Origin of the sequence: Nocardioides faecalis, assembly GCF_018388425.1 — a bacterium.
Classification (GTDB): Bacteria; Actinomycetota; Actinomycetes; order Propionibacteriales; family Nocardioidaceae; genus Nocardioides; species Nocardioides faecalis.
Genome location: NZ_CP074406.1, coordinates 1,909,004 through 1,933,559, shown reverse-complemented (window position 1 = coordinate 1,933,559; position 24,556 = coordinate 1,909,004). Strand labels below are relative to the sequence as shown.

Annotated in this window: 27 protein-coding genes; 10 read left to right on the top strand and 17 right to left on the bottom strand. The window is 72.4% G+C overall.

Annotated elements, in window-relative coordinates; translation table 11 throughout:
- The first annotated feature begins 6 nt into the window (after positions 1–6).
- Positions 7–876, top strand: a complete 870-nt coding sequence (locus tag KG111_RS08890; protein WP_205290282.1) for an FAD:protein FMN transferase — start codon at positions 7–9, stop codon at positions 874–876.
- Positions 873–2,423: a ferredoxin--NADP reductase gene (locus KG111_RS08885; protein WP_205290281.1), complete on the top strand. Its 1,551-nt coding sequence runs from the start codon at positions 873–875 to the stop codon at positions 2,421–2,423. The genes KG111_RS08890 and KG111_RS08885 overlap by 4 nt, the downstream gene beginning before the upstream one ends.
- A 71-nt stretch (positions 2,424–2,494) precedes the next feature.
- Here KG111_RS08885 and KG111_RS08880 read toward each other — a convergent pair whose 3' ends face one another.
- The 4 genes from KG111_RS08880 to KG111_RS08865 are packed head-to-tail and all read right to left on the bottom strand — an operon-like array spanning position 2,495 to position 7,521.
- Entirely contained in the window at positions 2,495–4,093 is a 1,599-nt protein-coding gene (locus KG111_RS08880; protein WP_205290280.1) for an ABC-F family ATP-binding cassette domain-containing protein, read from the bottom strand.
- A 60-nt stretch (positions 4,094–4,153) separates the two neighbouring features.
- Entirely contained in the window at positions 4,154–5,059 is a 906-nt protein-coding gene (locus KG111_RS08875) for a phosphotransferase (protein WP_205290279.1), read from the bottom strand.
- 9 nt (positions 5,060–5,068) lie between these two features.
- Positions 5,069–6,625, bottom strand: coding sequence for an ABC transporter permease (locus KG111_RS08870; protein ID WP_205290278.1), 1,557 nt, complete (start codon positions 6,623–6,625; stop codon positions 5,069–5,071).
- Positions 6,622–7,521 (bottom strand): ABC transporter ATP-binding protein, encoded by a 900-nt coding sequence (locus KG111_RS08865; RefSeq protein WP_249666378.1) that lies wholly within the window; start codon positions 7,519–7,521, stop codon positions 6,622–6,624. The genes KG111_RS08870 and KG111_RS08865 overlap by 4 nt, the downstream gene beginning before the upstream one ends.
- A gap of 52 nt (positions 7,522–7,573) precedes the next feature.
- On the opposite strand from KG111_RS08865, the gene KG111_RS08860 reads away from it, so the two are divergent.
- On the top strand, positions 7,574–8,047 hold the full coding sequence (locus KG111_RS08860) for a GNAT family N-acetyltransferase (RefSeq protein WP_249666367.1): 474 nt from the start codon (positions 7,574–7,576) through the stop codon (positions 8,045–8,047).
- Between the two features lie 29 nt (positions 8,048–8,076).
- On the opposite strand, the gene KG111_RS08855 is transcribed toward KG111_RS08860, so the two are convergent.
- On the bottom strand, positions 8,077–8,685 hold the full coding sequence (locus KG111_RS08855; protein ID WP_205290276.1) for an acVLRF1 family peptidyl-tRNA hydrolase: 609 nt from the start codon (positions 8,683–8,685) through the stop codon (positions 8,077–8,079).
- Positions 8,686–8,728: 43 nt separating this feature from the next.
- On the opposite strand from KG111_RS08855, the gene KG111_RS08850 reads away from it, so the two are divergent.
- Positions 8,729–9,238 (top strand): SRPBCC family protein, encoded by a 510-nt coding sequence (locus KG111_RS08850; RefSeq protein WP_205290275.1) that lies wholly within the window; start codon positions 8,729–8,731, stop codon positions 9,236–9,238.
- A gap of 19 nt (positions 9,239–9,257) precedes the next feature.
- Here the strand turns inward: KG111_RS08850 and KG111_RS08845 are convergent, their stop codons facing one another.
- The 11 genes from KG111_RS08845 to KG111_RS08795 all read right to left on the bottom strand — a co-directional run bounded on the left by KG111_RS08845 (position 9,258) and on the right by KG111_RS08795 (position 17,161).
- The gene (locus KG111_RS08845) at positions 9,258–9,632 is read right to left on the bottom strand and encodes an ASCH domain-containing protein (RefSeq protein ID WP_205290274.1); all 375 of its coding nucleotides are present in this window, start codon (positions 9,630–9,632) and stop codon (positions 9,258–9,260) included.
- Between the two features lie 8 nt (positions 9,633–9,640).
- Positions 9,641–10,012, bottom strand: a complete 372-nt coding sequence (locus KG111_RS08840) for a metal-sulfur cluster assembly factor (protein WP_205290273.1) — start codon at positions 10,010–10,012, stop codon at positions 9,641–9,643.
- On the bottom strand, positions 10,009–10,506 hold the full coding sequence (sufU, locus tag KG111_RS08835; RefSeq protein WP_205290272.1) for a Fe-S cluster assembly sulfur transfer protein SufU: 498 nt from the start codon (positions 10,504–10,506) through the stop codon (positions 10,009–10,011). The genes KG111_RS08840 and sufU overlap by 4 nt, the downstream gene beginning before the upstream one ends.
- 3 nt (positions 10,507–10,509) lie before the next feature.
- Positions 10,510–11,781, bottom strand: coding sequence for a cysteine desulfurase (locus KG111_RS08830; protein ID WP_205290271.1), 1,272 nt, complete (start codon positions 11,779–11,781; stop codon positions 10,510–10,512).
- A gap of 1 nt (position 11,782) precedes the next feature.
- Entirely contained in the window at positions 11,783–12,541 is a 759-nt protein-coding gene (gene sufC, locus KG111_RS08825; protein WP_205290270.1) for a Fe-S cluster assembly ATPase SufC, read from the bottom strand.
- On the bottom strand, positions 12,538–12,903 hold the full coding sequence (locus tag KG111_RS08820; protein WP_205290269.1) for a non-heme iron oxygenase ferredoxin subunit: 366 nt from the start codon (positions 12,901–12,903) through the stop codon (positions 12,538–12,540). The genes sufC and KG111_RS08820 overlap by 4 nt, the downstream gene beginning before the upstream one ends.
- Complete coding sequence (gene sufD, locus KG111_RS08815) at positions 12,900–14,063, bottom strand: Fe-S cluster assembly protein SufD (RefSeq protein ID WP_249666366.1); 1,164 nt, start codon at positions 14,061–14,063, stop codon at positions 12,900–12,902. Before sufD ends, KG111_RS08820 begins: the two co-directional genes overlap by 4 nt.
- A gap of 97 nt (positions 14,064–14,160) precedes the next feature.
- Positions 14,161–15,579 carry a Fe-S cluster assembly protein SufB gene (gene sufB / locus KG111_RS08810; protein ID WP_205290267.1) on the bottom strand — a complete coding sequence of 473 codons (1,419 nt, stop codon included), beginning with the start codon at positions 15,577–15,579 and terminating at the stop codon, positions 14,161–14,163.
- Positions 15,576–16,295, bottom strand: a complete 720-nt coding sequence (locus KG111_RS08805; protein ID WP_283770611.1) for a helix-turn-helix transcriptional regulator — start codon at positions 16,293–16,295, stop codon at positions 15,576–15,578. Before KG111_RS08805 ends, sufB begins: the two co-directional genes overlap by 4 nt.
- Positions 16,296–16,371: 76 nt before the next feature.
- Complete coding sequence (locus KG111_RS08800) at positions 16,372–16,806, bottom strand: hypothetical protein (protein ID WP_205290266.1); 435 nt, start codon at positions 16,804–16,806, stop codon at positions 16,372–16,374.
- A complete protein-coding gene (locus KG111_RS08795; RefSeq protein ID WP_205290265.1) occupies positions 16,799–17,161 on the bottom strand; it encodes a hypothetical protein in 363 nt (120 codons plus the stop codon). Before KG111_RS08795 ends, KG111_RS08800 begins: the two co-directional genes overlap by 8 nt.
- Positions 17,162–17,243: 82 nt before the next feature.
- Here KG111_RS08795 and KG111_RS08790 point away from each other — a divergent pair, with 82 nt between their 5' ends.
- The 4 genes from KG111_RS08790 (at position 17,244) to KG111_RS08775 (ending at position 20,186) form a co-directional block, all read left to right on the top strand.
- Positions 17,244–18,140, top strand: a complete 897-nt coding sequence (locus tag KG111_RS08790; RefSeq protein ID WP_205290264.1) for an ABC transporter ATP-binding protein — start codon at positions 17,244–17,246, stop codon at positions 18,138–18,140.
- Positions 18,137–18,907 carry an ABC transporter permease gene (locus tag KG111_RS08785; RefSeq protein WP_205290263.1) on the top strand — a complete coding sequence of 257 codons (771 nt, stop codon included), beginning with the start codon at positions 18,137–18,139 and terminating at the stop codon, positions 18,905–18,907. Before KG111_RS08790 ends, KG111_RS08785 begins: the two co-directional genes overlap by 4 nt.
- A gap of 2 nt (positions 18,908–18,909) precedes the next feature.
- Positions 18,910–19,857 carry a COX15/CtaA family protein gene (locus KG111_RS08780; RefSeq protein WP_249666365.1) on the top strand — a complete coding sequence of 316 codons (948 nt, stop codon included), beginning with the start codon at positions 18,910–18,912 and terminating at the stop codon, positions 19,855–19,857.
- 95 nt (positions 19,858–19,952) lie between these two features.
- On the top strand, positions 19,953–20,186 hold the full coding sequence (locus KG111_RS08775; protein WP_205290262.1) for a hypothetical protein: 234 nt from the start codon (positions 19,953–19,955) through the stop codon (positions 20,184–20,186).
- Positions 20,187–20,234: 48 nt separating this feature from the next.
- On the opposite strand, the gene KG111_RS08770 is transcribed toward KG111_RS08775, so the two are convergent.
- The gene (locus KG111_RS08770) at positions 20,235–21,161 is read right to left on the bottom strand and encodes a heme o synthase (protein ID WP_240195390.1); all 927 of its coding nucleotides are present in this window, start codon (positions 21,159–21,161) and stop codon (positions 20,235–20,237) included.
- A gap of 143 nt (positions 21,162–21,304) precedes the next feature.
- On the opposite strand from KG111_RS08770, the gene tkt reads away from it, so the two are divergent.
- Complete coding sequence (gene tkt, locus KG111_RS08765) at positions 21,305–23,416, top strand: transketolase (protein WP_205290260.1); 2,112 nt, start codon at positions 21,305–21,307, stop codon at positions 23,414–23,416.
- A 33-nt stretch (positions 23,417–23,449) separates the two neighbouring features.
- The gene (tal, locus tag KG111_RS08760; protein WP_205290259.1) at positions 23,450–24,556 is read left to right on the top strand and encodes a transaldolase; all 1,107 of its coding nucleotides are present in this window, start codon (positions 23,450–23,452) and stop codon (positions 24,554–24,556) included.

The window sequence follows — 24,556 nt, the reverse complement described above, 5'->3', positions numbered from 1 at the left end:
ACGCCCATGGCGGGGTCCTGGACGTTCGAGGCGCTCGGCACCGGCTGGGAGGTCGACGCCGACCTCACCCCGGCCGAGCAGGCCACGGTCCGGGCGGCGCTCGAGGACTTCGACCGGACCTGGTCACGGTTCCGACCCGACTCGTGTGTCGCCGAGCTGGCCCGCGGCGGCGGCAGCATCCCGCTCACCGAGGACACCGAGCGGCTGCTCGACCTGTACGACGTCCTCGCGGAGCTGACCGGAGGCGCGGTCAGCCCGCTGGTCGGGGACAGCCTCGCCGCACTCGGGTACGACGCCGGCTACTCGCTGGTCGGCGGGAACCCGCGCCCCGCTCCCCCGGTCTCGGCGCTGCAGCGCTCGCCGGGGTCGCTGGCGTTGCGCGAGCCCGGCATGCTCGACATCGGCGCGGCCGGCAAGGGCCTGGCCGTCGACCTCGTCGCGCGGCTGCTGGACACCATGCTCGCCCACACCCCGGGCGCCGCCCGCAGCGTCGACGCCAGCGGGGACCTGTGGAACTGCGCCGGGCACCGGCCGCTACGGGTCGCGCTCGAGCACCCCGACGACCCGCGGCTGGCGGTGGGCACCGTCGAGCTGGCGCCCGGCACCGCGCTGTGCGCCTCCGCGGTCAACCGGCGCGCCTGGGGCACCGACCTGCACCACGTGCTCGACGCGCGCACCGGGCTGCCGGTGCGCGACGTGGTGGCCTCCTGGGCCATCGGGGACTCCGCGATGGTCGCCGACGGTGCGGCGACCGCCCTGTTCTTCGCCCCGCCCGGCGCCGTCGTCGAGGCGCTGGGGCTGACCGCGGCCGTCTGCATCACCGGCGAGCGCCGGGTGCTGGTGGCGGGCCGCCTGCCCGGAGAGGTCTTCGCATGATCGCGCGCCTGGACGCGGCCCTGCTGCGGCTGTCCATCTACCGCGTGGTGAGCATCGTGCTCGCCGCGCTGGCCGTGGTGGCGGTGGTGCTCACCGCCACCGGAACGCTGGGCGACGGAGTCTTCGGCCCGGACGCCATGCTGGTCTCGGCCGTGGTGCTCGTCGGCGGCACGGTCGCCGTGTCCACCGTGCTCGCCCGGCTCTTCGGCACCCGCGCGCAGTGGGAGTCCGGCGTGATCACGGGTCTGCTGCTGTGGTTCCTCTACTGGCCGACCACCGACGCCGCCGAGCTCGGTTGGCTGGCCGGCGCAGCCGTGCTCGCCGCCGCGTCGAAGTTCCTGCTCGCCCGGCACGGCCGGCACGTGTTCAACCCGGCCGCCGCGGGCGTGGTCCTGCTCGCCCTGATCGCCTGGGCGCTGGGCCAGCCGGCGTCCGCGCCGTACACGACCTGGTGGGTGGCCAGCGAGCCGCTCGTCGGCTGGGTGCTGGTGGGCGCTCTCGTGGTGCTGTGGCGGCTGCGCCGGTGGGCGCACTCGGTGGTCTTCGTGGTGCTGGGCGGCGCGCTCACCGTGCTCACCCAGCTCGACGCCGGGCTCAGTGGCGGCGAGGCGCTGCGCTTCGCGCTGATCTCCACTCCCCTGGTCTTCTTCGCCGGCTTCATGCTCACCGAGCCGCTGACCCTGGCACCGCGCCGGCGTCAGCAGGTGCTGGCGGCCGTGGTCGCCGCCGTGGTGTTCACGCTCCCGCTGACCGTGGCAGCGACCGGCTACGTGCTGCACCTGACCCCGGTGGGCGGGCCGTACGAGATCGCGCTGCTCGCCGCGAACCTGGTCGCCTTCCTCAGCGGTCAGCGTGGCTCCCGGCTCACCCTGGTGCAGCGCCGCGAGCTGGGCGACGACACCGTGGAGCTCGCCTTCCGTCCCGCGCGGGGGCTGCGGTTCACGCCGGGCCAGTACCTCGAGCTCGACCTCGCGCCCAGCGGCGCGCTCACCGACTCCCGCGGCCTGCGCCGGATGCTGAGCATCAGCAGCCCGCCGGGCGAGCTGGTCACGGTCGCGGTGCGGGTGCCCGCGCGCCCGAGCCGGTTCAAGCAGGTGCTGCAGGCGCTCGAGCCCGGCGCCGTGGTCCGCGCCTGCGCGGTGGGCGGCGACTTCGTGCTGCCGCACAGCACCGACCCGGTGGCGCTGGTGGCGGGCGGCATCGGCGTGACGCCGTACCTGAGCCAGCTGCGCACCCCCGGCGCGCTGGAGGACCGCGACGTGGTGCTGGTCTACGGCACCCGGGTGGGTGCGGTGGCCGAGCTGCCGTACGGCGCCGAGCTGATCGACCTCGGCGTGCCGGTCGTCGTGGTGAGCCCGCAGCGGCCCACGGACCTGCCGGCGCACTGGCGCCACGTGGCCAGCGAGCTGCTGGATGCCGCGGCACTGCACGCCGCCGTGCCCGACCTGGACGCACGGCGGGTGCACCTCAGCGGCCCACCGGCCATGGTCGACGCGCTGCGCGCCCGGCTGTCGCGGGCCCGTACGGACCACTTCGCCGGCTACTGAGCCCCGGCTGCTGACGGCTGCTGACGGCTGACGGCGGGTGACGGCGGGTGACGGCGGCTGACGGCCCAGCGTCAGGCGAGCTCGATCAGGTCGAGGTAGTCGGCGCTCCACAGGTCCTCGACGCCGTCGGGCAGGATCAGCACCTTGTCCGGCTCCAGGGCGTGCACCGCGCCCACGTCGTGGGTGACCAGCACGACCGCGCCCTCGTAGCGGCGGATCGCGTTGAGCACCTCCTCGCGGGAGGCGGGGTCGAGGTTGTTGGTGGGCTCATCGAGCATCAGCACGTTGGCGGCGGAGACCACCAGCGAGGCGAGCGCCAGCCGGGTCTTCTCGCCGCCGGAGAGCACGCCGGCGGGCTTGTGCACGTCGTCGCCGGTGAACAGGAACGAGCCCAGCACCGAGCGGGCCTCGGTGTCGGTGAGCTGCGGCGCGGCGGACTGCATGTTCTCCAGCACGGTGCGGCTCACGTCGAGCGTCTCGTGCTCCTGGGCGTAGTAGCCGACCTTGAGGCCGTGCCCGGCGATGACCTCGCCGGTGTCGGGCTTGTCGACGCCGGCCAGGATGCGCAGCATCGTGGTCTTGCCGGCGCCGTTGAGCCCGAGGATGACCACCCGGGTGCCGCGGTCGATGGCCAGGTCGACGGCGGTGAAGACCTCGAGCGCGCCGTAGGACTTGGACAGGTCCTTGGCGGTGAGCGGCGTCTTGCCGCACGGGGCCGGGGTCGGGAACTTGATCGCGGCGACCTTGTCGGACTGCCGCTCGCCCTCGACGCCGGCCATCAGCTTCTCGGCGCGCTTGAGCATCTGCTGCGCGGCGGAGGCCTTGGTCGCCTTGGCGCGCATCTTGTTGGCCTGGTCGGTGAGCGTCTTGGCCTTGTTCTGCGCGTTCATCATCTCGCGCTTGCGGCGGGCCTCGTCGGTCTCGCGCTGGATCAGGTAGTTCTTCCAGCCCATGTTGTAGATGTCGATGACGCCGCGGTTGGCGTCGAGGTGGAAGACCTTGTTGACCGTCTCTTCGAGCAGGTCGTTGTCGTGGGAGATGACGATGAAGCCGCCCTTGTAGGTCTTCATCCACTCGCGCAGCCAGTTGATCGAGTCCGCGTCGAGGTGGTTCGTCGGCTCGTCGAGGATCAGCACCTCGGCGCTGGAGAACAGGATCCGGGCCAGCTCGACACGGCGGCGCTGACCACCCGAGAGCGTGCCCAGCGGCTGCTCCATGAGCCGGTCCGCGATGCCGAGGCTCTGCGCGATCTGCAGCGCCTCGGTCTCCGCGGCGTAGCCGCCGCCGGCGTCCAGGTCGTCCTGCGCCCGCTGGAAGCGGCGCATCCCCTTGTCGCGGACCTTCGGGTCGTCGGAGCCCATGTCGTCCTCGGCGGCGCGCAGCCGTCGTACGGCGTCGTCGAGACCGCGCGCGGACAGGATCCGGTCGCGGACCATCACCTCGGGATCGCCGACCCGGGGGTCCTGCGGCAGGTAGCCGAGCTCGCCGCGGTTCGTGACGGTGCCGGAGGCCGGCAGCACGTCGCCGGCGAGGACCTTCGTGAGGGTCGTCTTTCCTGCGCCGTTGCGGCCGACGAGACCGATCTTGTCGCCGGGGCCGACGCGGAAGCTGACGTTCTCCATGAGGAGCCGGGCACCGACGCGGACCTCGACCTGGTGCACCGTGATCATGACCGGCCAAGTCTCCCATGCGCGCGACCCGCCACTGAAAACGCGGCCGGAGCCCGGCGCTCACCGGGCCAGCAGTGCCTCCATGTGCACGAAGGTGCGCTGCAGCGCGCGCAGGTACGGGGCCACGGCGGGGTGGCGGTACTTGCCGGCCAGCGCGCCCTCGCCGCCGGCGACCCGCGCCAGCGCCCACTCCGCCCGGCTCAGCGCGGTGTAGACCGCGACCACCCGGGCCCCCAGCAGCACCTGCTCGGTGTCGGCGAGGCCGTCGGGCAGGCCGAGGAGGTAGGCGTCCAGGAGTGGCTCGAACTCCTCGCGCGAGGACAGCGACAGGTAGCCGAGGTCGCCGCCGACCGGCCCGCGCCCGAGCGTCCCCCAGTCGATCGCGACCACGTCGTCACCGTCGCGGCCCGGCAGGTTCGCCGCCGTGGGGTCGCCGTGCTGCGGCACCTGCGGCAGGGTGTCGATCAGGCCGAGCAGCACCACGCGTCGCGACCACAGGTGGTCCGCGACGTCGGCGACGGCGGTGCGGGCCAGGGTCGGCCAGCCGCCGCGGCGGGCGGTCCGGGCGAGCCGGTCGGCCAGCAGGTGGTCGGCCAGGAACGGCGCACCGGGCAGGTCGGCCCCGGCGAACCGGCCGAGGGAGAGCGCGAGGAACAGCCCGCTGGAGGCCGACTCCTCCACCCAGTCGCGCACGATGGTGACGCCCTCGGCGTCCTCCTCGACCGCGGCCGTGGTGGCGCGCAACCCGGGGGTGGTGGCCGTCAGGCCGGCGAGCAGCACGTCCGCCTCGCGGCGCCAGTAGCCCACGTGGCCCGGGTCGGCCAGCCCTGGCGGGTCGTCCGGCTCCGGCGCGCGCAGCCGTTTGACCACGACCGGGCGTCCTCCCAGGGCGGTGCGCCACAGGCCTACGGTCACCGTCCCGGTGCCGCCGGGGAGAGCCACCCAGTCGGGCTCGGGCTGCCACATGGCGTGAAACTAGCCGATGTCGCGGGCGCGCAAGCGCCACCACGCCAGGGCCAGCACCGCCACCGCGCCCGCGGTGAGCGTGCCGCTGACGGTCCAGCTCCAGGGCTCGGCAGGCACGGACGGCACGTGGGCGTACGGCGACAGGTCCCCCACCCAGCCCGGCAGGCGCAGCGTGTCGGCGAGGACCGACACCGTCACGAACCCCGCGGGCCAGACCCAGGCCAGCCCCGCGACGCGCCTGCCGAGTGCCAGCGAGAGCACAGCCAGGGCCGTGACGAGCCACGTCGCCGGCAGCCAGGCGAGCGCGGCCACCACCAGGTTGCCGATCTCGGGACCGCCGGCGACGTCGTACCCGAGCCACATGCCGCAGCCCGTGACCAGCAGCAGCCAGGCGGTGCCGCCGAGCGCCAGCCCGGCCACGGACAGGAACCACCGGCCCCGGCTCACCCCGGTGGCCAGCACCAGCTCGGTGCGACCCTCGGCCTCGTCGTGCGCAGCGTGCACGACGACCACCACGGCGAAGTAGGTCAGCACCACCGAGAGCACCGAGAGCACGGCCGCCACCAGGGCACCACCCAGCGACTCCAGCACGCTGCGCGCCGCCTCGGAGTCCAGCAGGTCGCCCACGCCCGGAGTGATCATGCCGAAGAGCACGCCGAGGGCTCCCGCGGCAGCGGTCCACAGCGCCAGCGTCGTGGCGTGCAACCGCAGCGCGAGCCCGCCGGCACCAGCGAGCCGCGGCGAGGCCACCGGCGGGCCGGGACGTGCCGGCAGCACCCCCGAGCCGAGGTCGCGTCGCGAGCGCAGCGCGGCGGCGAGCACGCCCAGCAGCACCGCCAGCGCGGGATAGGCCGCCAGCAGCCACCACCGGGTCTCGCCGTAGGCCTGCACCTGGGTGTTCCAGCCGAACGGGGAGAGCCAGCTCAGCCACCTCGGGCCGGTGTCGCCGACCGCGCGCAGGACGAACGCGGCCCCCAGGGACCCCGCGGCCCAGCCGGCGCAGGTCCGGGCGCTGGCGGAGAGCTGGGCGGCCACCGCTGCCACGCCCGCCGCCCACAGCCCGGTGCCGGCCCACACCGCGCCGAACGCCACCGATCCGGTCGCGTCCAGGCCCGCCAGCGTGTTGCCGAGCGCGGTCGCCGCGCCCAGGAGCAGCGCGACGCCGAGGACCTGGACCACGAGCGCGAGCGTCGGCGCATACCGGCCGACGGCGCTGGCGCCGACCAGCTCGGCCCGCCCGGTCTCCTCCTCCACCCGGGTGTGCCGGCGCACGAGGGCGACGGCCAGGGCCGCGACCAGCACCGCGTACAGCACGGTCATCTTCGTCATCGCCAGCTCCCCGATGCTGTCGGTCTGGAGCACGGGTCCGTAGAGCGCGACGATCGCGGGGCTGGCGTTGAGGGCCTCGGCAGCGCGCACCGCCGCAGCGCGGTCCGGGTACAGGTTCGGGGTCGCGGCGGCGGAGGCCAGGCTCAGCAACGTCAGGAAGCCGACCCCGAGCAGCATCGGGAGCCGGTCGCGGTGCACGGCGAGGCGCAGCAGCAGCGGCCAGCCGCGCGTGCTCACCGCTTCTCGCCGGAGCGGTAGGCGTCGAGGAACAGCTCTTCGAGGGTCGGCGGGGAGCTGGTCAACGCGACCACGCCGGCCGCGGTGAGCGCCTCGAGCACCGCCGGCAGCGCCGTGGCCTGGGCGGTGCAGGACACCCGATCGCCGTCGGTGTGCAGGTCGTGCACGCCGGGCAGCCGGGACAGGTCCGGTGCCGGGCCGGTGAGGGTGGCGCTGATCCGGCTGCGGCTCAGGTGCCGCAGGTCGCTGATCCGCCCCGACTGCACCGTGCGACCGTCGCGGATGATCGTGACCCGGTCGGCGAGACGGTCGACCTCGCTGAGGATGTGGCTGGAGAGCAGCACCGTCGCGCCGCGGGCGACGTGCTCGGCCACGCAGTCGTTGAACACCTGCTCCATCAGCGGGTCGAGGCCGGAGGTGGGCTCGTCGAGCAACAGCAGCTCGGGCTCCGTGGCGAGCGCGGCGACCAGGGCGACCTTCTGCCGGTTGCCCTTGGAGTAGGCACGGGCCCGCTTGGTGACGTCGAGGCCGAAGCGCTCCACGAGCTCGTCGCGGCGCGAGCGCGCGGGGTCCGCGCCGCGCATCCGGATCAGCAGGTCCACGATCTGTCCGCCGCTGAGGTTGGGCCAGAGGTTCACGTCGCCGGGCACGTAGGCGAGCCGGCGGTGCAGCCCGGGACCGTCGCGCCAGGGGTCGCCGCCGAGCAGCCGGACCTCGCCGGCGTCCTTGTGGAGCAGGCCGAGCAGGATCCGCAGCGCGGTGGACTTGCCGGCGCCGTTCGGGCCCAGGAAGCCGTGCACCTCACCGGCGGCGACCTCGAGGTCGAGCCCGTCCAACGCCCGGGCCCGGCCGAAGGTCTTCACCAGGCCGCGCACCTCGACCACCGGTGTCTGGATCGTCACACCGGTCAAACTAGTGCGGCTGCGCGCGAGGCGGGAGACTTCGCCCGTGCAGATCCAGCCCCTGCAGATCCAGATCGACGATCCCCGCCGCGACGACGTGCTCGCGCTGCTCACCGAGCACCTCGCGGACATGTACGCCACCTCCCCGGCCGAGAGCGTGCACGCGCTCGACCCCGAGGCTCTGGCCGCGCCGGGCATCACGTTCTGGACCGCGCGCAGTGACGAGGAGACGCTGCTCGGTTGCGTCGCGCTCAAGCGGCTGGCCGCGGACCACGCGGAGCTGAAGTCGATGCGCACCGCCACCGCGGCCCGTCGCCGCGGCGTGGGCGCCGCGCTGCTGGACCACGTGCTCGCCCGCGCCCGGGAACGCGGGCACGTCCGGGTGAGCCTGGAGACCGGGGTCGAGGACTACTTCGCCCCGGCTCGCACGCTCTACCTCAGCCGCGGCTTCACCGAGTGCCCGCCGTTCGAGGGCTACGGGCTCGACCCGAACAGCGTGTTCCTGACCCTGGAGCTCTGAGCAGCGGAGCTCTGGGCAGCGCCGGCGGCTCACCCGGCGTTGACGACGTCGACCACCAGCGACTGGGCGTCGGCGATCGTCTGGTCGAGCTGGGCACGACGCGGGTCCGGCACCGCGAAGAACCGGCCGCACACCGACAGCCCGCGCAGCCGGGGGTCGTCGAGCACCTCCGCCACCGCGCTCCGGTCTCCCCCGGTCACCACCAGCGGCACCCCCTCCAGCAGCCGGGCCGCGTGCTCGGCCGCCGCCTCGTAGGCCTGGCGCGCCTGGTTCGCGCGGCGCCGGGCGAAGCGCTGCTGCGACTGCCCGCCCGCCTTGGTCCGGCCCTGCACGTGGCGCTGCCCGACCTTGGAGGCCGTCACCTCCGTGCCCGCGAGCCGCGCGATCGCGAACCCTCCCTTGCGCACGAGCAGCACGCCCCACTCCGGCGGCGGAGTCAGGTCGGCCAGCAGCGCGTCGGCGCGTGCCGGGCCGTCGTACGACGCGGAGAAGGGCAGGCGCGCCGCGAACCGGGAGCCGTCCGGCGCAGTGCCCACCAGGGCGCCGTCGACGACGGCCAGCGCCGCCGGGCCGTGCGCGGCCTCGAAGTTCTCCACCCAGCGCGGCCAGCGGGCGGCGGGGACGAGGACCTCGGGCACGAAGGCCACGCTAGCGAAGGAGAACGTGTCCTATGTTGGGCGCATGGGCTCCCTCTACCCGGCCGATCGCGTGGAGATCGACTTCTGCGACACCGCGCCGTTCCGCTACGCCAACAGCGTCGACCTCGCGATCACCCCCGAGGAGCTGTTCGAGGTGCTCGCCGACGCCGACGCGTGGCCGCGGTGGGCGAAGGTGATCACGCACGTCGAGTGGACCACGCCGGAGCCGCACGGCGTCGGCACCCGGCGCACCGTGACGATGCGGGGCGGGCTGGTCGGTGAGGAGGAGTTCCTGGCCTGGGACCCGCCGCGGATGATGTCGTTCCGCTTCAACGCCTGCTCTACGCGCACGGTGCGCGCGTTCGCCGAGCGCTACGACGTCGAGGCGACCCCGGGCGGGTGCCGGATGACCTGGACGCTGGCGCTGGACGTGCGCGGACCCTCGCGGCTGGGGATGCCGCTGGGCCGGCCGGTGATGGACGCGGTGTTCCGCGGCTTCCTGCACCGGCTGCGCCGCTACACCGACGCCCGGTTCGCCGGCGTCACGGACTGAGAAGTCGGCCGGTCGGACCTCAGGCCCGGTACACCACGCGCAGCGTCTCGCTGACGGTCTCGCCCGCCGCGGCGGTCGACACCTGCACCTCGTCGGTGACCACCAGCGCCACCGGGGCGCCGGCGCCGTCGAGCAGGATGCCCAGCGTCCCCGTCTCGGGCAGCGCCTCGTCCGCGTCGGTGTAGTCCGACAGCGGCACCTCGCTGGTCAGGCTCCCCGAGGCCAGCAGCTCGGTCAGCAGCGCCTCGCCGTCGGCGCTGTCACCGAACGACCACGCCGGCGGCGCCAGGGACTCCAGAGCGCTGGGGCCGAAGTAGCCGGGCAGCGACGACAGGCGGGCACGCCGCTTGGCGACCTCCCAGAACGCCGCGACGAGGGACTCGGTGTCGGACACCGGCGCGCTCAGACGTTGAACCCGAGGGCGCGCAGCTGCTCGCGGCCGTCGGGGGTGATCTTGTCGGGACCCCACGGCGGCATCCAGACCCAGTTGATCGCGACGTCGTTGGCCAGGCCCTCGAGCGCACCCTCGGTCTGGTCGGTGATCACGTCGGTGAGCGGGCAGGCTGCCGAGGTCAGCGTCATGTCGAGCACGACGTTGCTGCCCTCGTCGACGTGGATGCCGTAGACCAGGCCGAGGTCGACGACGTTGATGCCGAGCTCGGGGTCGACGACGTCCTTCATCGCCTCCTCGATGTCGGCGACGGCGACCGACGCCGAGGTGCTTCCGCTCACGGTCGCCTCCGGGACGTCGGGAAGGTCGGTGTGGTCACTCATGCGTTGTCTCCCTCTGTTGCCGCGACGACCTGCGTCGTCGCGTCCTTCCACGCCATCCAGGACAGCAGTGCACACTTGACTCGCGCCGGGAACTTTGCCACGCCGGCGAAGGCGATGCCGTCCTCCAGCACCTCCTCGTCGGGCTCCACGGTGCCCTTGCCCTGCATCAGGGCGAGGAACTCACCGTGGATCGTCATCGCCTCCTCGACGCTCTTGCCGACCACCAGGTCGTAGAGCACCGAGGCGGAGGCCTGCGAGATCGAGCAGCCGAGGGCGTCGTACGAGACGTCCTCGACGACCTGCCCGCCGGCGCCGTCGGCACCGTCGGCCAGGTGGACCCGCAGGGTCACCTCGTCGCCGCAGGTCGGGTTGACGTGGTGCACCTCGGCGGCCGAGGCGTCGCCGGCGTCGCCGCGCAACCCCTTGCCGTGCGGGTTCTTGTAGTGGTCGAGGATGATCTCCTGATAGAGGGCATCCAGGTCTTGCGCAGTCATCGCTCAGCCCAACTTGAAGTACGAACGGGTGTATTCCAGGCCCTCGACGAGCGCGTCGATCTCCGCCGGCGTCGTGTAGAGGTACGACGACATCCGCGTCGAGCTCTGCACCCCGAAGCGGGCGTGCGCCGGCTTCGCGCAGTGGTGCCCGGCCCGTACGGCGATGCCGCGGCTGTCGAGCACCTGCGCGATGTCGTGCGGGTGCACGCCCTCGAGCTCGAAGGAGATCGCGCCACCACGGGCTGCGGCCTCCAGCGGGCCGAGCACGGTGAGGCCGGGGATCGTCTGCAGTCCGCGCAGCGCGTAGTCGGTGAGCGCCTGCTCGTGGGCGTGCAGGGCCTCCATGCCCACGTGGCCGAGGTATTCCACCGCGGCGCCGAGACCGACGGCCTCGACGATCGGCGGGGTGCCGGCCTCGAACTTGTGCGGAAGGCCGGCGTAGGTCGAGCCCTCCATCCGCACGGTCTCGATCATCTCGCCGCCACCGAGGAACGGCGGCAGCGCCTCGAGCACGGCCCGGGCGCCCCAGAGGACGCCGATGCCGGTGGGGCCGACGACCTTGTGCCCGGTGAAGGCGAGCAGGTCGGGGCGCTCCTCGGTGGGCATCGCGGCCAGGTCGATCGGCAGCTGCGGGGCGGCCTGCGAGGCGTCGACGACGACGATCGCGCCGACGGCGTGCGCCTTGCGGGTGATCTCGGCGATCGGGTTGATCGTGCCGAGCATGTTCGAGACCCAGGTCAGGGACACGACCTTCGTGCGCTCGGTGATCAGCTCGTCGATGCGGGAGAGGTCGAGGCGGCCGTCGTCGGTGAGCCCGAACCAGCGCAGCGTGGCGCCGGTGCGCTGGGTGAGCAGCTGCCAGGGCACGATGTTCGAGTGGTGCTCCATCTCGGTGATCACCACCTCGTCGCCGGGACCGACCTGCAGGTCGGAGCCCCACACCAGGGTGTTGGCCACCAGGTTGAGCGCCTCGGAGGCGTTCTTGGTGAAGATCACCTCGTCGCGCTCCGGGGCGCCGATGAAGGCCGCCACCTTGTCGCGCGCCGACTCGAACGCCTCGGTGGACTCCGCCCCGAGCTGGTGCATCGCGCGGGCGATGTTCGCGTTGTGCCGCTCGAGGTGGTCGACCATCGTGTCGATCACCACCTGCGGCTTCTGCGAGGTGTTGGCGCTGTCGAGGTACACCAGCGGCATCCCGCCCGCGAGCGTGCGCTCGAGGATCGGGAAGTCCTTGCGGATGACCTCCAGCTCGGGGAGGAGTCCGTGCAGGGTCATCTCAGACCGACGCCTTGAGGAAGCGGTCGTAGCCGTTGGCCTCGAGCTCCTCGGCCAGCTCCGGGCCGCCGGACTCGGCGACGCGGCCGGCCACGAACACGTGCACCCGGTCGGGGCGGATGTAGCGCAGGATCCGGGTGTAGTGGGTGATCAGCAGGACGCCCTTGGCGTCGCGCTCGCGGAACCGGTTGACGCCGTCGGAGACGACCTTGAGGGCGTCGATGTCGAGACCGGAGTCGGTCTCGTCGAGGACCGCGACCTTCGGGTCGAGCAGGTCGAGCTGGGCGATCTCGTGGCGCTTCTTCTCACCGCCGGAGAAGCCCTCGTTGACCGAGCGCTGGGAGAACGTCGGGTCGAGGTTCATCTTCTCCAGGGCGCCGTTGACCTCCTTGATCCAGGTGCGCAGCTTCGGCGCCTCGCCGTCGACGGCGGTCTTGGCGGTGCGCAGGAAGTTCGCCACCGAGACGCCGGGCACCTCGACCGGGTACTGCATCGCGAGGAACAGGCCGGCGCGGGCCCGCTCGTCGACCGACATCTCCAGCACGTCCTCGCCGTCGAGGGTCACGGTGCCGCTGGTGACCTCGTAGCGCGGGTGGCCGGCGATCGAGTAGGCCAGCGTCGACTTGCCCGAGCCGTTGGGGCCCATGATCGCGTGCGTCTCACCGCCGTTGATGGTGAGCGTGACGCCCTTCAGGATCTCCTTGGGGCCGTCCTCGGTGCTGACCTGGACGTGCAGGTCCTTGATCTCCAGCTTGGTCATGCGGGGGTCACTCCGTTCAGGGTGGTCTGTACGTCGACGTACACGTCGATGGCGCCCGAGGGGTCGGGGCGCAGCTCGACAGGGAAGGTGGCAACCGGCTCGGTGGCCGGGAAGTTGGCGGGCTTGCCGGTGCGCAGGTCGAAGCAGGAGCCGTGCAGCCAGCACTCGACGGTGCCGTCGACGACCTCGCCCTCGCTGAGCGGCACGGCCGCGTGCGAGCAGAGGTCCTGCAGCGCGAAGACCTCGGCGCCGCCGTCGGCCTGCTCGACCTTGGCCAGGGCGAGCTCGACGCCGCCGACGGTGACCGCGCGGGCCTCGTCGGTGTCGATCTCGCTCAGCGCGCAGGCGCGTTCGAAGCTCACGCCTCCTCCTTGAGGACGTTGCGGGCGAGCTCGGCCTCGACGGTCTCCAGCAGCTTGACCTCGATCGAGGGGATCCCGACCTTGCGGATCAGGTCGTTGAAGAAGCCGTGCACCACCAGGCGCTGCGCCTCCTTCTCCGAGACCCCGCGCGAGCGCAGGTAGAACAGCTGCTCGTCGTCGAAGCGGGCGGTGGCCGAGGCGTGGCCCGCACCCGCGATCTCACCGGTCTCGATCTCCAGGTTGGGGACCGAGTCGCACTGGGTGCCGTCGGTGAGGATCAGGTTGCGGTTCTCCTCGTAGGTCTCGATGCCCTCGGCGACCTTGCGGATCAGCACGTTGCCGATCCACACGGTGTGCGCCTTCTGGCCCTGCAGCGCGCCCTTGTAGATCACGTTGCTCTTGGTCTTCGGGGCGTTGTGGTCGGCGAAGAGCCGGTGCTCGAGGTGCTGGCCGGCGTCGGCGAAGTAGAGGCCGAGCAGCTCGGCCTCGCCGCCGGGGCCGTCGTACTCGACGTTGGCGTGCATCCGCACGACGTCGCCGCCGAACGAGATCGAGGTGTGCTTGACGTAGGCGTCGCGGCCCACGCGGATCGCGTCGCGGCCCAGGTGCACCGCGTCGTCGGCCCAGTCCTGCAGCGTGAGGACGTTGACCTTCGCGCCGTCGCCGACCACGAAGGTCTGGATAGCGGAGTAGCGCGCCGACCCGGTGTGCACGAGCACGATGGTCACCTCGGCGTGGGCGCCGACCCGGACCACGAGGCGGCCCCAGAGCAGGTCCTCGACGCTCTTGCCGTCCAGGCGCAGGACGACCGGCTCGGCCACGACGGCCTCGGCCGGCACGTCGAGCAGCAGCGCCGTCTCGGCGCGGGCCGCGGCCAGGGCTGCGGGCCGCTCGTTGGGCGCGAGCTCACCGAGCGCGACGGCCTGCTCGGCCGGGATCTCGCTCAGCGTCACGCCGGCGGGCAGCTCGGTGCTCCACTGGGGAGCACTCGTGCCGGCCTCGCCGTCGAGGATGCCGCGCAACCGCTTGAGCGGGGTGAAGCGCCACACCTCCTCACGGCCGGTGGGCACGGGGTGGTCGGCCAGGTCGTAGGAGGCAGGCGGGTTCAGGTGGCTGTCCACCCGGTCCTGCTCCAGCGCCGCCTGGACGCTCTCAGTCACTGTCACTACGTGGTTCGCTTTCTGGTTGAGACCTGGCGGGGCCCGGCGTGCCTGCTCGAGGCACGCCGGTCCCCGGAACTCCGGTGGCGGGGGCCGGTCAGCCGACCGCGCCCTCCATCTGCAGCTCGATCAGGCGGTTGAGCTCGAGGGCGTACTCCATCGGCAGCTCCTTGGCGATCGGCTCGACGAAGCCGCGCACGATCATCGCCATCGCCTCGTCCTCCGCCATGCCGCGCGACATGAGGTAGAAGAGCTGGTCGTCGGAGACCTTCGAGACGCTCGCCTCGTGGCCCATGGACACGTCGTCCTCGCGGATGTCGACGTAGGGGTAGGTGTCCGAGCGGCTGATCTGGTCGACCAGCAGCGCGTCGCACAGCACGTTCGACTTCGAGCCGTGCGCGCCCTCGTTGATCTGGATCAGGCCGCGGTACGACGTACGACCGCCGCCGCGCGCGACCGACTTGCTCAGGATCGAGCTGGAGGTGTTCGGGGCGGCGTGCACCATCTTGGCGCCGGCGTCCTGGTGCTGGCCCTCGCCGGCGAACGCGATGGACAGCGTCTCGCCCTTGGCGTGCTCGCCCATCAGGTAGACGGCCGGGTACTTCATGGTGACCTTGGAGCCGATGTTGCCGTCGACCCACTCCATGGTGGCGCCGGCCTCGCAGACCGCGCGCTTGGTCACCAGGTTGTAGACGTTGTTCGACCAGTTCTGGATGGTCGTGTAGCGGCAGCGGCCGCCCTTCTTGACGATGATCTCCACGACCGCGGAGTGCAGCGAGTCCGAGGAGTAGATCGGCGCGGTGCAGCCCTCGACGTAGTGCACGTAGGCGTCCTCGTCGACGATGATCAGGGTCCGCTCGAACTGGCCCATGTTCTCGGTGTTGATCCGGAAGTAGGCCTGCAGCGGGATGTCGACGTGCACGCCCTTGGGGACGTAGATGAACGACCCGCCGGACCACACGGACGTGTTCAGCGCGGCGAACTTGTTGTCCCCGACCGGGATGACGGTGCCGAAGTACTCCCGGAACAGCTCCGGCTGCTCCTTGAGCGCGGTGTCGGTGTCCAGGAACAGCACACCCTGGGCCTCGAGGTCCTCACGGATGGAGTGGTAGACGACCTCGGACTCGTACTGCGCGGCGACGCCGGAGACCAGGCGCTGCTTCTCCGCCTCCGGGATGCCGAGCTTGTCGTAGGTGTTCTTGATGTCCTCGGGCAGGTCGTCCCAGGTGGCGGCCTGCTTCTCCGAGGAGCGCACGAAGTACTTGATGTTGTCGAAGTCGATGGCCGACAGGTCCGAGCCCCAGGTGGGCATCGGCTTGCGGTCGAAGAGCTTCAGGCCCTTCAGCCGGAGGTCGAGCATCCAGTCGGGCTCGGACTTCTTCGAGGAGATGTCGCGCACGACCTCCTCGCTGAGCCCGCGCTTGGCGTCGGCGCCGACATCGTTCTTGTCGGCCCAGCCGAACTCGTAGCGTCCGATGCCCTTGAGCTCGGGGTTCAGCTCCTCGATCGAAGTCATGAGCTGACCTCCTCCTTGTTCTTGATGTGCTGGTTGACGTCCGGGATGCAGGTGGTGCACACCCCGTCGCCGTGGGCGATGGTGGCCAGACGCTGCACGTGGGTGCCGAGCACGCGGCCGATGGCCTCGGTCTCGGCCTCGCACAGCTGGGGGAACTCGTGGGCGACGTGGGAGACGGGGCAGTGCTGCTGGCACAGCTGCTCCCCCTTCGCGGCACCGTTGATCGGCGCCAGCTGCCGCACGGTGGCGGCGTAGCCCTCGGCGGTGAAGACCTGGGCCAGCACCTCGGCGGGCGAGGCGTCCGGATGTGCCGCCTGCACCTCCGGGAAGCGGCGCTCGATGAAGCTCGCGCGCTGCTCCGCGAACGCCCGTACGGCGTCTGCGCCGGCCGTCTCGGAGAGGAAGCGCAGCGCCTCGGTGGCCAGGTCGTCGTACTGCTGGTCGAAGCCGTCGCGACCGCGCTCGGTGAGCGCGAACACCTTGGCCGGCCGGCCGCGTCCCCGCGAGCCCACCGGTCGGGCGTCGCGCGCCTCGACGGCGCCGTCCGCGAGCAGTGCCTCCAGGTGGCGCCGTACGGCCGCCGCCGTCAGCTCGAGGCGCTCGGCGAGCGCCGCGGCCGTGGACGGACCGTTGTCGAGGATCGACCGCATGACGCGCTGACGCGTCGGTTGGTCGCTCTGCTCGACGGCAGAATCGGGCTTGCCCACGATTTCCACAACGCAAGTGTGCCGTTATTGATTCCGGCGGTTCAAGGAAGGTCAGGCTTACTGAGGTCACCCTCAGCGACGCCCGTCACACCTGCGGCGGTCGCACCCGCTCGGGCCGGGTGTGCCGCAGCCAGGCGAGTCCCAGGATGGGCAGCGCCAGCGGGACGAAGCCGTAGCCCTGACCGAAGTGCGACCACACCGTCTTGTCGGGGAACAGGTCCGTGGCGAGGTAGCTCAGGACGCCGACGCCCAGCACGCCGGCGAGCTCGACCACCACGGCGACCGCGGCGATCCACCAGCCCCGCACGCCGCCGGCGAGCAGGCAGCCGGTCGCGACGAGGTAGAGCAGCGCCGCGAGCAGCGACAGCGAGTAGGCCAGCGGCGCTCGCCCGAAGTCCGTCCCGAGCTGGACGGCGGAGCGGCCCGTGGCCGCCACGGCGAAGAGGCCGTAGCCGAAGACCAGGGCGCGGCCCCAGCCCTCCGAGAGCGGGTGGCGCGGGGCGGGGGCGGACTCAGGCACGGGCGTTCCACAGGTCCCAGACCCGCACCTCGAGGCCGGCCACGGTCGCCACGCCGAGCAGCAGGATCGTGGTGCCCACGCGCGAGCGCTCGGAGAGGGCGAAGAAGGCCGCCACCACCGGCGCCAGCACGACGGTGACCAGGTAGCTGATCAGCACCGCGCCCTCGATCTCGCGGTCGGTGCGGGCCACGGCGATCGACCCGCCGACGAGCTGGGCGATCATCACCACCTCGAGCACGGCGAGCGCGATGAAGTGCGAGTCCTGCGCGGCGCGGTCGCGCACCAGGTCCACCACGAGCAGCACCGCGACGGCCGCGGCGAGGACGAGCACGAGGGTGAGCAGCCAGACGGTCACGGCCGCCAGCGTAGGCCCGGAGGGCGGCATCTAGACTCCCCGGGTGCCCGCCGGACCTGCTGTTCTCGTTGACGGGCTGGTGATGCGTTACGACGATCGCACGGCCGTCGACGGCCTCTCCTTCGAGGTCGAGTCCCACACCATCACCGCCGTCCTCGGCCCCAACGGGGCCGGCAAGACCACGACGCTGGAGACCTGCGAGGGCTACCGCCGTGCGCAGGCCGGCACGGTGCGGGTCCTCGGCCTCGACCCGGTGCGCGAGCGCCGCGAGCTGCTGCCCCGGATCGGCGTGATGCTGCAGTCCGGCGGCGCCTGGAGCGGGGCGCGAGCCGAGGAGATGCTCCGGCACTTCGCCCGGCTCTACGCCCACCCCCTCGAGGTGGGCCTGCTCATGGAGCGCCTCGCGCTGCACGAGTGCGGGCGCACGCCGTACCGCCGGCTCTCGGGCGGGCAGCAGCAGCGGCTCGGGCTGGCGCTGGCCCTGATCGGGCGCCCGGAGCTGGTCTTCGTCGACGAGCCGACGGCCGGGCTGGACCCGCAGATCCGCCGTGCGGTCTGGGAGCTGCTGGAGGAGCTGCGCGCCGACGGCGTGACCGTGGTGCTGACCACGCACTACCTGGAGGAGGCCGAGCGCCTCGCCGACAAGGTGCACATCCTCGACCACGGCCGTCTGGTGGCCAGCGGCACGCCGCTGGAGCTGACCCGTGGCGGCACGGTGGCGACCATCCGGCTGGTGGTCACCCAGCCGTTCCCTCCGGGCGCGCCGGAGGCGCTGGCGACCGCGCTGGGCCCGGCCACCGAGCTGGTGGTGCTGGACCCGCTGAGCCTGCAGGTCTCCGGCCCGGCCGACGGCACCACCCTGGCCACCGTCGCCGCCTGGTGCGCCGAGCACGACGTGCTGCCGGAGTCGCTGTCGCTGGGCCAGCGCAACCTCGAGGACGTCTTCCTAGAGCTGACCGGTCGGGAGGACTTCGCATGAACGGCACCTTCGCCCCCGCGCCCGGCGCCGCCCCGGCGCTGCGCCAGGTGGCGGCCCAGGCCGCGATGGAGGCTCGGCTGCTCCTGCGCAACGGCGAGCAGCTGCTCGTCGCCGTCGTGATCCCCGTCATCGTGCTCGTCGGCGCGGTCCAGGGCGCCGACCGGATCGGCATCGAGCTGGACGGTCGGCCGGTCGACGTGTTCACGCCCGGCGTGCTGGCGCTGGCGGTGATGTCGACCGCCTTCACCTCACTGGCGATCGCCACCGGCTTCGAGCGCCGCTACGGCCTGCTCAAGCGGCTCGGCACGGCGCCGCTGTCGCGCACCGCGCTGCTGGGCGGCAAGGTACTCGCACTGCTGGTGGTCGAGGTCGTGCAGCTCGTCGTGATCGGCGGGGTCGGCCTCGCGCTGGGCTGGTCCGGGCCCGAGGGCCCGGTGGGCTGGCTGGCGCTGGTGCTCGCCGCCCTGGGTGGCACCGCGGCCTTCGCGTCCCTGGGCATGCTGGTCGCCGGCGCGCTGCGCGCCGAGGCGACGCTGGCGGTGGCGAACCTCGTCTACCTGCTGCTGCTCGCCGGCGGTGCGGTGGTCCTGCCGATCGAGGCGTACGGTGGGCTCGGCGACGCGGTGCGGTGGCTGCCCTCCGGGGCGCTCGGCGAGGCCATGCGGGCCGCCTGCGACGGCAACGTGTCGCTACGCGACCTCGCGGTCCTGCTCGCCTGGGCGGGCCTGGGGTCGGTGCTGACCGCCCGGACCTTCAAGTGGGAGTGAACGTGAAGACCCGACTCGAGGCGCTGGCCGAGACGCTCGGCCGGCTGCTGGTGCCGCTGACGTGGGCGAACCTCGTGGCCAACATCGGCATCGTGGTGACCGGCGGCGCCGTCCGCCTGACCGACTCCGGCCTCGGCTGTCCCGACTGGCCCACGTGTGACGCCGACCGCTGGACCAACCACCCCGAGCTGGGCCTGCACGGCTACATCGAGTTCGGCAACCGGCTGCTCACCTACGTGCTGGCCGTGATCGCCATCGCCTGCTGGGTGGCCGCGCGCCGGCGCCGTGCCGAGCACCCGCACGCGGTGTGGCTCGCCACGGTGGTGGCGCTCGGCGTCCCCTTCCAGGCGGTCATCGGCGGCATCACCGTGCTCACCGACCTCAACCCGTGGGTCGTCTCGCTGCACCTGCTGCTGTCGATGGCGATGATCGCGGTCTGCGTGGCGCTGGTCGACCACGTCTCCGGCCCGCAGCGCCCCGCCGCAGGCCGTACGGCGTCCCGCACGACCCTGGCCGCGTTCGTGGTGGGCTGGGTGGTGCTCTACCTCGGCACCGTCGTCACCGGCTCCGGCCCGCACGCGGGTGACGCGGAGGCGCCGCGCAACGGGCTCGACTCCCAGTTCCTCTCCCACGTGCACGCCTGGTCGGTCTACGTCCTCATCGGGCTCACCGTGCTGCTGTGCTGGCTGGCCCGGCGCACCGCGCACGCCGTGCTGCTGCGCGCGGCACTGCTGCTGCTCGCGGTCGAGGCCGCCCAGGGCGTCATCGGCTTCTGGCAGTACTTCACCGACCTGCCCGAGCTCCTCGTCGGCGTGCACATGCTGGGCGCGGCCCTCACGTCCGCGGCCCTCGCCTGGGCCGTCGTAGCGGCGCGCGGCCGCGCCGCCTCCGCGCCCGAGGATGCCGCCGCCGGCCCGTCCGCCGAGCCGCTGGGGATGCTCAGCCGCTGAGCGGGTAAAGACCCTCCGGTCGTCCTGGGCCTACCCCGGACGGCTGCTGCCGGCTGCGTGTCGCCGGCAGCGCGACGAGAGGAACGAGGCAGGGCGTGACGATCTCCATCCCGCAGCAGCACGTGCACACGGTCGACGTGACCGAGGAGGCACTGACCTACGAGGCGGTCAAGGCCGTCCTCGGCGCCGACCCGGAGACCCTGCCCGTGCGCACCCACGCCGAGCACATGGCCCGCGTGGGCCAGGACGCCTGGCTCGCCGAGCGGCTCCGCGAGCTCACCACCCGGCACGACTCCCCCGTGGTCCCGGCCACGCCGGCCGCCAGCTGAGCCCGTCCCGGCGCAGCCCGGAGTGGGCGCGACCGGGCGGCGCCGGCCTCAGAACAGCAGCGGGTCGATCGCGACGGCGACGAACAGCAGGCTGAGGTACAGGTTCGAGGCGTGGAAGAGCTTCATCGGCTGCAGCACGCTGAGCTCCTCGGAGCTGCGGGCGCGCCGGTGCAGCGCGTGGGCCTGGACCAGGAAGACCGCACCGAGGACGGCGGCGACGACCGGGTAGACCGGGCCGGTGCCGGCGACCGGCCACAGCAGCAGCGAGGTCGCGACCATCACCCAGCTGTAGATGACGATCTGCAGCGCCACGGAGCGGGCGGGCTTGACCACCGGCAGCATCGGCACGTCGACCTGGGCGTAGTCCTCGCGGTAGCGCAGCGCCAGCGCCCAGGTGTGCGGCGGCGTCCAGAAGAAGACGACCGCGAACAGCACGACGGGCACCCAGGACAGCTCGCCGGTCACGGCGGTCCAACCGATCAGGGCCGGGAAGCAGCCCGCGATGCCGCCCCACACGATGTTCTGGGTGGTGCGCCGCTTGAGCAGCATCGTGTAGACGAAGACGTAGAAGGCGTTCGCGGTCACCGAGAGCACCGCGGACAGCGGGTTCACCCACGCCCACAGCACCACGGTGGACAGCACGCCCAGCACGACGCCGAAGACCAGCGCCGCGGCCGGAGAGACGATGTGACGCGGCAGCGCCCGGCGCCGGGTGCGGCGCATCTGCTCGTCGATGTCACGGTCGTAGACGCAGTTGAACACCGAGGCGGAGCCGGCGGACAGCGTCCCGCCGATCACGGTGGCCACCACCAGGCCCAGCGGAGGCACGCCGCGGGCGGCGAAGAACATCACCGGCACGGTGGTCAGCAGCAGGAGCTCGATGACCCGTGGCTTGGTGAGGCCGACGTAGGCCATCACGACGTCGGCCAGCGTCGCCCGCTGGTCGTCGTCGCGTCGCCCGTCGTCAGCGAGCAGCTCGGGGCTGGTCGGGTCGACGTACGTCACGGAAGTCCTCGCGGGCAGGGGTAGAAGCGCTCACACTCTAGCCCTTGGGTGCCGCGGTCCCGGCACCCAGCCGACTGTAGGCCACACCACGCGCACTGAGTAGGCTCGATCCCATGATCCCGGAGCTTGACTGGACCGATCTCGACCGCAAGGCCGTCGACACTGCGCGCGTGCTGGCCATGGACGCCGTGCAGCGCGTCGGCAATGGCCACCCCGGGACTGCGATGAGTCTCGCACCCGCCGCCTACCTGCTGTTCCAGAAGGTGATGCGGCACGACCCGGCCAACCCGGACTGGATGGCGCGCGACCGCTTCGTGCTCTCCTGCGGGCACTCCTCCATCACGCTCTACACCCAGCTGTTCCTCGGCGGCTTCGGCCTCGAGCTGGCCGACCTCGAGTCGCTGCGCACCTGGGACAGCAAGACCCCCGGCCACCCCGAGTTCGGCCACACCGCCGGCGTCGAGGTGACCACCGGCCCGCTGGGCCAGGGCATCGCGAACGCGGTCGGCATGGCGATGGCCGCCCGCCGCGAGCGCGGCCTCCTCGACCCGAACGCCGGCGACGGCCCCTCCCTGTTCGACCACCACATCTACGTGCTCGCCTCCGACGGCGACCTCGAGGAGGGCGTGAGCAGCGAGGCGTCCTCGATCGCCGGCACCCAGGAGCTCGGCAACCTCACCGTCGTCTACGACGCCAACCGGATCTCGATCGAGGGCGACACCCACATCGCGTTCAACGAGGACGTCGCCAAGCGCTACGAGGCCTACGGCTGGCACGTGCAGACCGTCGACTGGACCGGCAGTGACCACAACGACCTCAGCGGCTACGCCGAGGACGTGCCGGCGCTGCACGCGGCGCTGAAGGACGCCGAGACGGTCACCGACCGTCCCTCGCTGATCGTCCTCAAGACCGTCATCGCCTGGCCCGCCCCCAACGCCCAGCACACCGAGGCCGCGCACGGCTCGGCCCTGGGCGCGGACGAGGTCGCGGCGACCAAGAAGGTCCTCGGGTTCGACCCGGAGAAGAACTTCGAGGTCCCCGAGGAGGTCCTGGCCCACACCCGCGGGCTGGTCGCGCGCGGCAAGGCGCTGGCCGCCAAGTGGGACGAGGAGTTCTCCGCCTGGGCGGAGGCCAACCCCGAGGGCGCCGCGACGCTGGCCCGGATGCGCTCGCGGGCCCTGCCCGAGGGCATCGAGAAGGTCCTGCCCGTCTTCGACGCCGACGCCAAGGGGGTGGCCACCCGCGCCGCCTCCGGCAAGGTGATCAACGCCATCGCCGAGATCATGCCCGAGCTGTGGGGCGGCTCCGCCGACCTCGCCGGCTCCAACAACACCACGATCAAGGGCGCCCCGTCGTTCCTGCCCAAGGACCGCTCGGTCGAGGAGTGGCAGGGCGACCCCTACCAGGGGCGCGTGCTGCACTTCGGCATCCGTGAGCACGCCATGGGCGCGATCATGAACGGCATCGCCGTGCACGGCGGCACCCGCGTCTTCGGCGGCACGTTCCTCACGTTCTCCGACTACATGCGCGGCGCCGTCCGCGTCGGCGCCCTGATGAAGGCGCCGGTGGTCCACGTGTGGACGCACGACTCCATCGGCCTCGGCGAGGACGGCCCCACGCACCAGCCGATCGAGCACGTCGCCGCGCTGCGGGCGATGCCCGGCCTGGACGTCGTACGACCGGCGGACGCGAACGAGACCGCCGCCGCCTGGCTGCAGGTGCTGCGCAACAGCGACCGGCCCGCCGGCCTGATCCTCAGCCGGCAGGCCGTGCCCACCTTCCCCCGCGGCGTGGACGGCTTCGCCACCACCGACGACGTGGCCAAGGGCGGCTACGTGCTGCTCGACGCCGAGGGCGGCGAGCCGGACGTGGTGCTCATCGCGACCGGCTCCGAGGTCCAGCTGGCCGTCGCCGCCCGCGAGCAGCTGGCCGCCGAGGGCATCGCCGCCCGCGTCGTCTCGCTGCCCTGCCAGGAGTGGTTCGAGGCGCAGACCCAGGCCTACCGCGACATCGTCATCCCGCCCACCGTCAAGGCGCGGGTCTCGGTCGAGGCGGGCGTCAAGCAGGGCTGGCGGGAGTACGTCGGCGACGCCGGCCGCATCGTCAGCATCGACCACTACGGCGCCAGCGCCGACGCCGCCACGTTGTTCCGCGAGTTCGGCTTCACGCCCGAGGCCGTGGTGCACGCGGCCCACGAGTCGATCGCCGCCGCCGCTCGGGACTGACCTGATCCATCCCGCACGACGAGGAGGAGAACCATGAGTGACCGACTGAAGGCCCTTGCGGACGCAGGGGTGTCCATCTGGCTCGACGACCTCTCCCGGGAGCGGATCGAGACCGGGAACCTGGCCCAGCTCGTCGAGGAGAGCTCCGTGGTCGGTGTGACCACCAACCCGACGATCTTCGCCGGCGCCATCGCCGACGGCGAGCGGTACGACGCCCAGGTGCGCTCGCTGGTCGCCGACGGCGCCGACGTCGAGCGGGTGATCTTCGCCCTCACCACCGACGATGTGCGCAACGCCTGCGACGTGCTCGCGGAGGTGGCCAGCGCCCATCCCGCCGACGGCCGGGTCTCGATCGAGGTCGAGCCGCTCCTGGCCAACGACACCGAGGGCACCGTGGCCTCGGCGAAGGCGCTGTGGAAGTCGGTGGACCGGCCGAACGCGCTGATCAAGATCCCGGCGACGCTCGAGGGGCTGCCGGCGATCACCGAGGTGATCGCGGAGGGGATCAGCGTCAACGTCACGCTGATCTTCTCCACCGAGCGCTACCGCGCGGTGATGGACGCCTACATGAGCGGGCTCGAGCGGGCGAAGGAGGCCGGCATCGACCTCGGCACCATCGCGTCCGTCGCCTCGTTCTTCGTCTCCCGGGTGGACACCGAGATCGACGCCCGGCTCGACGCGATCGGCAGCGACGCAGCGCTCGCGCTGCGGGGCAAGGCCGCGGTGGCCAACGCCCGCCTGGCCTACGCCGCCTATCAGGAGGTCGTCGCCTCGGAGCGCTGGCAGGCGCTCGCCGCTGCCGGCGCCAAGGCGCAGCGGCCGCTGTGGGCCTCGACCGGCGTGAAGAACCCGGACTACCCCGACACGCTCTACGTCGCCGACCTCGTCGTCGCCGACACCGTCAACACGATGCCGGAGAAGACGCTGCGCGCCTTCGCCGACCACGGCGAGGTCACCGGAGACCAGGTCACGGGCAGAGGTGAGGAGGCTCAGGCCCTCTTCGACGAGCTGGCTGCCCTCGGCGTGGACCTGGACGACGTCTTCCTCACCCTGGAGAGCGAGGGCGTGGACAAGTTCAAGGCCTCGTGGACCGAGCTCGTCGAGACCGTGCAGGCACAGATGTCCCAGGTCGGAGCCTGA